Here is a 7,833-nt window from a genome sequence, read left to right as displayed (position 1 = left end):
GCACCGGAAGGCCCTTGACCTTGGTCAGCGACAGCATGACGTTTTCCAGGGCTGTGTGGTCGGGAAACAGGTTGAACTGCTGGAAAACCATGCCGACACGCCGGCGCAGTCTCTCGGGCTTCATCGCCAGGATGCTCGCGCCATCGAGCAACACCTCACCACCCTTGGGCTCGACCAGGCGGTTGAGACAGCGCAGCAGGGTCGACTTGCCCGAACCTGATGGGCCAATCACGCATGTGACCGTGCCAGGCTTGACTGCCAGGCTGACGCCTTTGAGAACATCGAGATCGCCGTAGGCCATGTCGAGATCGGTGATGGCAAGACTGCCGCCCTTGAAGCGGGGCAGCGCGGAGCCGGCATCAGGGCCGGCCCGCGAAGGTGCACTGCCGGTGGTGCCCTCCAGTTCGCTCACTTCGGCAAGGCCGCTGATGACGAGGGCAGCCTTTTGCTTTCCGGCTCGCAGCGAGTTGTCGATGTAGTTGACCACATGGGTCAACGGCACAGTGATGACGAGATAGAAAACGCCGGCCAGAAGCAATGGCGAGAGGTTTCCCGTGACCACTGCCTGGTCCTGACCAACACGGAAAATCTCGCGCTCCGAGGCGAGCAGACCGAGGAAGTAGACAAGGCTTGAATCCTTGACGTTGCCGATGAACTGGTTGACCAGGGCCGGCAAGACGCGGCGGATGCCTTGCGGTATCACGATCAGGCGCATGCCTTGGCCGTAGCTCATGCTGAGCGCCCTGCAGGCCTCCATCTGCCCGCGCTCGACGCTCTGGATGCCCGAGCGAAAGATTTCGCCGATGTAGGCGCCGGCGATCAGGCTCAGCGCAAGAATGCCGAGCGGAAAGGGCGAAGGCCCGAAGATTTCACGGCCGATGCGGGCAAATCCCTGGCCGATCAGCAGGATGGTGACGATCGCCGGCAGGCCACGGAAAATATCCGTGTAGACCCGGGCGGGAATGCGCAGCCAGCGCGATTGCGAGATGCCCATGACCGCCAGGATCATGCCGAGAATGACACCCAGCACCGTCGAGGCGGCGGCGAGGATCAAGGTGTTCTTCAATCCGATCGTGATCATGCTGGGCAGCACGTCCGCCATGGCCTGCCAGTCGAGGAAACTGCGCCGCAGGTTTTCGAGCCAGTTCATTCGCCCTCCTTTCGGTTGCGCTATCCGCATCGTCCGCATCAAGGACGGTAGCCCGGGTTCGGCCGCCGGCATTAAATGCCGGCAGCCGGGTGCGGTTTACTTCTTGGGGAGATACTGGTCGGGCATCGGCGAGCCGGGGAACCACTTCTCGTAAAGCGTCTTCCAGGTTCCGTCCTGCATGGCCGCGTGAAGAGCGGAGTTCAGAGCATTGCGGAGCTTGTCGTTGCCCTTGCGCAGGACGAAGCCAGCCGGCGCGTCAAAGGAAGGTATATTGACCGCGACCTTCAGGTTCGGATAGCGAACGCCATAGTCCTTGGCGGCCTCGTAATCGAGGAAATGAGCAGCCACGGTTCCGTTGTTGAGTGCTGAAACGGCGGAGTTGTTGTCGGGGAACTTGACGAGATCGGTTCCGACGAAGTTCTTCGCCGCGTAAATTTCCTGGAGCGTGCCTTGCACCACGCCGAGGCGTTTGCCCTTGAGCCCCTCCGCCGACGTGATGGCCTTGTCGGCGGTAAGCACAGAGAGATAGCCTGCAAGATACCCGTCGGAAAAGTCGACGGTCTTCTTGCGTGCTTCCGTCGTGCCGATTGCCGCGACCGCTATATCAAAGCGCTCGTTGGCAACAGAAGGCATCAGCGCCGAGAATTCCTGGCCGGTGAAGATCACCTGGTCCGGCTTGAATCCAAGGCGGCTCGCGACGTTGCGGAACAATTCGATGTCGAAGCCAGTGAACGTGCCATCGGCCTGGGTGAAGGCGTAGGGTTTGGCATCGCCCATGGTCCCGACGCTGATTACTTTCGCATCAATAAGACCATAGGGATTGTCATCCGCGGAGGCCGCTCCCGAAACCAACCCGGCGCCGACGCACATCGCCATAAGCGCCATTGCGCCGGTCCTGACCGGCGACATCAACGATTTGAGAATTTCTGTCCTGCTCATGTCTTATCTCCACTCTGAAGGTCTGTTCTTATTGATATTTGCGTGGGGCTCGCCATCTGGCGCCTGACCGCACCCCGTCGCAGCATCCGCCGCGTCGTCATGACTCTTGGTCTGCCCTTTCAGAAGAGACCGGTCTCTTGTTGCGTGAGACCGGTCTCTTTGGTAATCGTTATCGTCAGATTGACCTTCCGTCAACAACTCTTGTAGTCGTTCATCCGATGAAAAAAACCGCGCCCAAGACCCAGTCGATAACGGTCAGCGATGTCGCTCGCGCAGCGAACGTGTCGAAAGCGACAGCTGCGCGCGTGCTCGGCGGATACGGCGTCGTCAGCGACATGATCCGGGCCGATGTCATGGCTGCGGCCAAGGCTCTGGACTACCGTGCGAACGAGCTCGCCCGCAGCATGACGACCGGCCGCTCCGGCATCATCGGGGTGGTTGTCGGCGATATCGAGAACCCGTTCTTCAGCCTCGCGGTACGCGGCATCAGCGACGCGGCAAAAGCAGCCGGGTTCAATGTCATCCTGGCCAACTCCGGCGAAAAGATCGAGGCGGAAAAGGCAGCCGTGAAGTTGCTGATCGGCAAGCGTGTCGACGGGCTGATCGTCACGCCATCGGAATCGCGCGACATTGCGCATTTGCGCGATATCCACCGCTCAGGCCGACCGCTTGCCCTGCTGGATAGGGCGCTGCCGGATCTGGATGTCGATACCGTCACGATCGACGATCACGGTATTGCCATGCAGGCGACCCGCTGTCTGGCGGAAGCCGGCCACCACAACATCGCCTATGTGACCGCGGTCGATGCCGAAGGCCATGACTACCGCGATCTCGGGCAGATCTACACCTCGTCGGTCCGCGAGCGCATCGACGGTTTCCTCACCGTGTGCCGAGAGGCCGGACTTGATCGGCCAGAACGCTATGTTCGCCTTGGCGCAACAAGCCCCGCCGAAACGCGCAGGATTGCAGGCGAGATGCTGTCCGCGCCGGATCGGCCGACGGCGATCCTTGCCTCGGACAGCGTCATTGCGCTGGAAATCTTTAAGGTGATCCGCGAGCGCGGCCTGCGGGTTCCCGACGACATTTCGCTCATCACCTTCCATGATGCGGACTGGACGAGCGTCACCACTCCGCCCATTACCGTCATCGACCAGCCGGTTTACGCGCTTGGCAAGAGCGTCGCGGAATTGCTCATCCGGCGATTGAAGGGCGAAGTTCGACCGCCCGAACGGCTCATCTTGCCGACCGCCATCATTGAACGTGGATCCGTCGGCCCGCCCGCAAATGAAAGGCCGCAAGGGCGCCAGGCAAAGGCCTGACGGCGACACGACCCCATTGAAATACGCGAACGCAACAAGGCGAAGCTCGACGCACTCCCGCTTTCACACTTATGGGATCGATCAAGCCCAGCAAACACCCTGTTCGCAATGCTGCGTCCACCCTCATGGCGACCGGCACGTGCCGGCTCATGGTTTGAAGAGCGAACGCCCAGCCGCATCGAAGATGTGGAGATCGGCCGGGTTTGCATTCAGCCGCAGCTTTGCCCCACGCTTGACCTCGACATTGCCGGGCAGCTTGGTCACCAGCGGCAGGTCGGCGCGACCGGTGTCGACATAGACCAGCTGAACCTCGCCGAGCTGCTCGACATAGTCGACCGTCCCCTCGAACAGATAGTCAGCGCCGCTGGCGATGATCAGGTCTTCCGGCCGCACGCCGAAGCTCACCGCAGCACCCTTCGCCGAAGCAGGCGTTGCGATCGGTACGGTTGCCTTGCGTCCGCCGACATGGCTGACGACGGTCGGATTGCCGGTCTTTTCGATGGTCGCGGGCAGGATGTTCATGGCCGGCGAGCCAATGAACTGGGCAACGAACAGATTGCCGGGCTTCTTGTAGAGATCCATCGGCGTGCCGACCTGCTCGATATGGCCGTCCTTGAGCACCACGATGCGGTCGGCCAGCGTCATCGCCTCGACCTGATCGTGGGTGACGTAGATCATGGTCGTGTTGGGCATCGATTCCTTGAGCTTGGCGATTTCGATGCGGGTGGCGACGCGCAGCGCGGCGTCGAGGTTCGAAAGCGGCTCGTCGAACAGGAACACCTTCGGATTGCGCACGATGGCGCGGCCGATGGCGACGCGCTGGCGCTGGCCGCCTGACATCGCCTTGGGCAGGCGGTCGAGATATTTGGTCAATTGCAGGATCTCGGCGGCCTGACGCACACGGCGGTCGATCTCGGCCTTGTTCTCTTTGCCGATCTTCATCGAGAACGCCATGTTGTCATAGACGGTCATGTGCGGGTAGAGCGCGTAGGACTGGAACACCATGGCGATGCCGCGCTTCGACGGCGGCACGTCGTTCACCACTTCGCCGGCTATTCTGAGCTCGCCGGAGGTGATTTCCTCGAGCCCGGCGATCGACCTCAGCAATGTCGACTTGCCGCAGCCCGACGGGCCGACGAAGACGATGAACTCGCCCGACTTAATATCGAGGTCGATGCCGTGGAGAATGTGCAGATTGCCGTATGATTTCCTGATTTGCCGGAGGCTCAGATCTGCCATTGTGCTCCCCTCGATTGCGTGACGATGAGCCAGATGCCCCGGCTACTTCTTGCGCCTGCCTGGCTTCAGTGCCGCCAAAAGATTGGTGATCCTGCCCGCCTTGCGGTTGCCGATCTCGGCCTCGTTTTTGTGGCGCACCGCGGCGCGGACAAGTCTGGCGCCGAGATAACGCAAAGGCTCGGGCGGCAGCGACATGCGCCGCTCGATGCCGACCAGACCGCTTGCGCTCCAGCGATCCTTTCGCTCGAGCACGAGGCTGGCCAGAATGCGTCCGGCGATCGGCGTCTGCGCGATGCCGGTGCCGTTGAATCCCATGCCGTAGAAAATGTTGGGATGATCGCGCAGGTGATCGAAGACAGGAACGTGTTCAGGCACGCAGTCGATCGGCCCCGACCAGTCATATTCGATCGCCACACCGCGCAGCGAGGGGTAGACCCGATGCAGCTCTCGCATATTGTCGCGGCCGTGCTCGGGGCTGCGGTTGAAGCTGGCGCCGAAATTTCCACTGAAGGCGACGTTGCCGCTGCCACGACCGAAGACCACCCTGCCCCCGACGGTGCGCTGGTAGTAGAGCACCTGGGCCTGGGAATCGCAGATCGAGGCACCGTCGCGCCAGCCGATGCTGTCGAGCAGTTCGGGGACGGCGGCAGTGGCAATCACCTCGCTGGCGACGACATAAAGATGTCGCCGCAGTTCCGGCAGCGCCGAAAGCCAGGCGTTGGCGGCAAGCACGATCTTGTCAGCCCGTACCGCGCCATGCGCCGTGCGCACGGTGCATGTCGTGCCGGGTTCGATGGCGAGGACCGGGCTGCGCTCGTGGATGATGACGCCGCGTGCCAGTGCCAGCTTGCGCAATCCGATGGCAAGTTTGGCGGGATGGACCGTGCCGGCGGTGGTCTCGACGACGCCGACATAGGAGGCCGATGAACCGGTGCGGCGTTGAATGTCCTCGGCTGTCAGCGGCCTGAAACGGTTTTCTGCAACAGCCGCCGTCAAGGCGACGGCGTTCTCCCAGGCGCCTTCCTGCGCAATGGAGCTTGCGGTCCACAGCCATCCGTCCAGCCTCAGGTCCATGTCTATGGTGCCATTTTGCTGCAGCGCCTTCAGCTCCGCGATCGATGCCACCGTGTCGGCGCAGAGCTGGCGCGCTTCCTCGAGACCGACGACCGCACTGATCTGGTCGATTTCGGCGAACCATGAATGGACCTGACCGCCGTTGCGCCCCGAGGCCCCCGATCCGCAGAGATCGGCTTCAAGGATGATCACCCGCGTTTGCGGCGCCAGTTCAAGGATCCGCAGCGCCGTCCACAGACCGGTATAGCCGCCACCGACGATCACCACGTCGGCGCGCTCGTGGCCTCGCAATGGCTCGGTCGCAGGGGCGGCGGCAATGTCCTGCAGCCAAAACGACCGGTCAGATGCAAGCGCGACCGCAGGCTGCCGCAAACGAAGTGTACTCACGCTTGGGCTCCCTGCGCATCGACAATGAAGCTGGCATATTTGGCCGGCAGCCAATCGGGTATGGCACGCGGTGTCTGGGGAAACCCGCCAAGATGGGTGCAGGTCTGCGCCGCGGCGATCGACGCGCTGTGCAGTGCCTCCAAGGCGCCAAGGCCGCCGAAACGGAAGCCTGCGAGGAAACTGGCAATGAAACTGTCGCCGGCGCCACACGTATCCACGACATCGACAAGTGTTGCCGGCGCATGCACGACATTCGTGCCGTCGTCGAAGTAGGAGCCGCGGCGGCCACAGGTCAAAACCACCTGCCTTGCGCCGGCAGCCCTGAGCGCCCCGAGCGATGGCTCTATGGAAACATCGACATCGTCCGAGCCGGACGCAAACAAAAGCGGGACGCCGTTGAGGGGCAGCGCCAGATGGGCGGTCGATAGATCAATGCTGAACGGCACATGATCCGCCACCAGTCGCTGGACAAGGTGCTTGTTGGCGTTGGTGCCGAGATGCACCCAGTCGGCCGCGGCGATGACCGCATAGTGGGCGGGCGCCGGCATGTAGTTTTCGCCGACACCGAAGGATTCGTGCAGGAACTTCCGGTCGCCGCATTCATCGCGCAGCAAGGTGACGGCCGTATCGCCGGGACGCCGTTCGACATCGTCCCGCGATAGGCCGGCACCTGCCAGCTCGGCAAGCACCACGTCGCCTTCGGGATCGTTCCCGACGGCCCCGAAATAGCGCGCGGACCAGCCGTTGCGCCGCCATTGCGCCGCAACATTCAAGGCGTTGCCGCCCACCGTCATCAAGTTGTTGGTCAAATAGACATCGAGGCAATTGTCCCCGACGGCGACAAGCTTCTTCGACGTCATGCCGGCACCGTTGCGCGATCGAGATAAGGCGCGATGGCGCCAAGGCAGCGTGTCCAGGCTTTTATCGGATCGAGCGCGTAGGAGCCGTTGCCGAACGGCTCGAAGGTGAACTTTCCGGCATAGCCGAGGCGCGCGAGTTCGCTGACATAATGGCCGAGCGGCAGCGTGCCCTCCCCCCACACCAGATGCCCGCCTGGCGTGCCATCGACCAGATGAACATGCGCCAGCCGCGAGCCGAACAGGTCAACATAGCCGGCCACGGTGTCGCCGGCCGTGGCCATGGCGACAGTGTCGAGCACGACATCGACGTTGCCGGCGCCCACCTCATCCAGCATTTGGCGCAGGCCCGCCGCATCATTGACGAGGTTGCTCTCGAACCGCTGCAACGGCTCGAGCAGGCAGCGCACCCCGTTTGCGGCGGCACGCCGGGCGATCTCGCCGATCGCGTCGACCGCGCGGTCCCATGCCGGTTGCCGGGGTTGGCTCTCGTAGCCCCGGCCAGGCGTCAGGAAGAGATAGCGGGCGCCAAGCGCCGCGCAGATTTCGGCTGCACGGCAAAACCGCTCGATGCTGTCCTGGCGCAGTGCGGCGTCGCCGGAGGCGATTTTGATTGGGTACAACACCTGCTCTGGGGTGAAGCACCAGGCCGACAGCTCGTTGTCGGCAAGCACCCGGCGAACGGATTCGACACGAGCGCCCGTAGCATGGAACAGGTCCAGATGCGGGGCAATCCCCCACAGCTCGATCTCGCGCATGCCAAAGTCGCGGATCGTCCTGGCGACCTCATCGAAGGGGATGTGCTGAAAGCTGAAATTGGCTCCGATCAGCTGGTGGGCAGCGAGCTGCGGCATGAAGGCTCCTTTCG

General features: G+C 62.7%; 7 protein-coding genes. 1 reads left to right on the top strand and 6 read right to left on the bottom strand.

Annotation, left to right across the window (positions count from 1 at the left end):
- A partial coding sequence (locus tag NKH95_RS17220; RefSeq protein ID WP_352761801.1) for an ABC transporter permease subunit occupies window positions 1–1,150 on the bottom strand: 1,150 nt, incomplete at its 3' end.
- Between the two features lie 96 nt (window positions 1,151–1,246).
- A complete protein-coding gene (locus tag NKH95_RS17215; protein ID WP_352761800.1) occupies window positions 1,247–2,089 on the bottom strand; it encodes an ABC transporter substrate-binding protein in 843 nt (280 codons plus the stop codon).
- A 218-nt stretch (window positions 2,090–2,307) separates the two neighbouring features.
- Here NKH95_RS17215 and NKH95_RS17210 point away from each other — a divergent pair, with 218 nt between their 5' ends.
- Window positions 2,308–3,408 (top strand): LacI family DNA-binding transcriptional regulator, encoded by a 1,101-nt coding sequence (locus NKH95_RS17210; RefSeq protein WP_352679897.1) that lies wholly within the window; start codon window positions 2,308–2,310, stop codon window positions 3,406–3,408.
- 147 nt (window positions 3,409–3,555) lie between these two features.
- On the opposite strand, the gene NKH95_RS17205 is transcribed toward NKH95_RS17210, so the two are convergent.
- Genes NKH95_RS17205 through NKH95_RS17190 form a run of 4 tightly spaced genes read right to left on the bottom strand, consistent with a single transcriptional unit; the run spans window position 3,556 to window position 7,819 of the window.
- Window positions 3,556–4,647, bottom strand: a complete 1,092-nt coding sequence (locus tag NKH95_RS17205; RefSeq protein ID WP_352798041.1) for an ABC transporter ATP-binding protein — start codon at window positions 4,645–4,647, stop codon at window positions 3,556–3,558.
- A gap of 42 nt (window positions 4,648–4,689) precedes the next feature.
- Complete coding sequence (locus NKH95_RS17200; RefSeq protein ID WP_352679830.1) at window positions 4,690–6,108, bottom strand: NAD(P)/FAD-dependent oxidoreductase; 1,419 nt, start codon at window positions 6,106–6,108, stop codon at window positions 4,690–4,692.
- Window positions 6,105–6,968: a PfkB family carbohydrate kinase gene (locus NKH95_RS17195; protein WP_352679833.1), complete on the bottom strand. Its 864-nt coding sequence runs from the start codon at window positions 6,966–6,968 to the stop codon at window positions 6,105–6,107. The genes NKH95_RS17200 and NKH95_RS17195 overlap by 4 nt, the downstream gene beginning before the upstream one ends.
- Window positions 6,965–7,819, bottom strand: a complete 855-nt coding sequence (locus NKH95_RS17190; protein ID WP_352892102.1) for a sugar phosphate isomerase/epimerase family protein — start codon at window positions 7,817–7,819, stop codon at window positions 6,965–6,967. The genes NKH95_RS17195 and NKH95_RS17190 overlap by 4 nt, the downstream gene beginning before the upstream one ends.
- Between the last annotated feature and the right edge of the window lie 14 nt (window positions 7,820–7,833).

Origin of the sequence: Mesorhizobium sp. M0848, from assembly GCF_040319805.1 — a bacterium.
GTDB lineage: Bacteria > Pseudomonadota > Alphaproteobacteria > Rhizobiales > Rhizobiaceae > Mesorhizobium.
The sequence above is the reverse complement of the archived record's forward strand: the minus strand, read 5'-3'. Positions and strand labels throughout refer to the sequence as shown.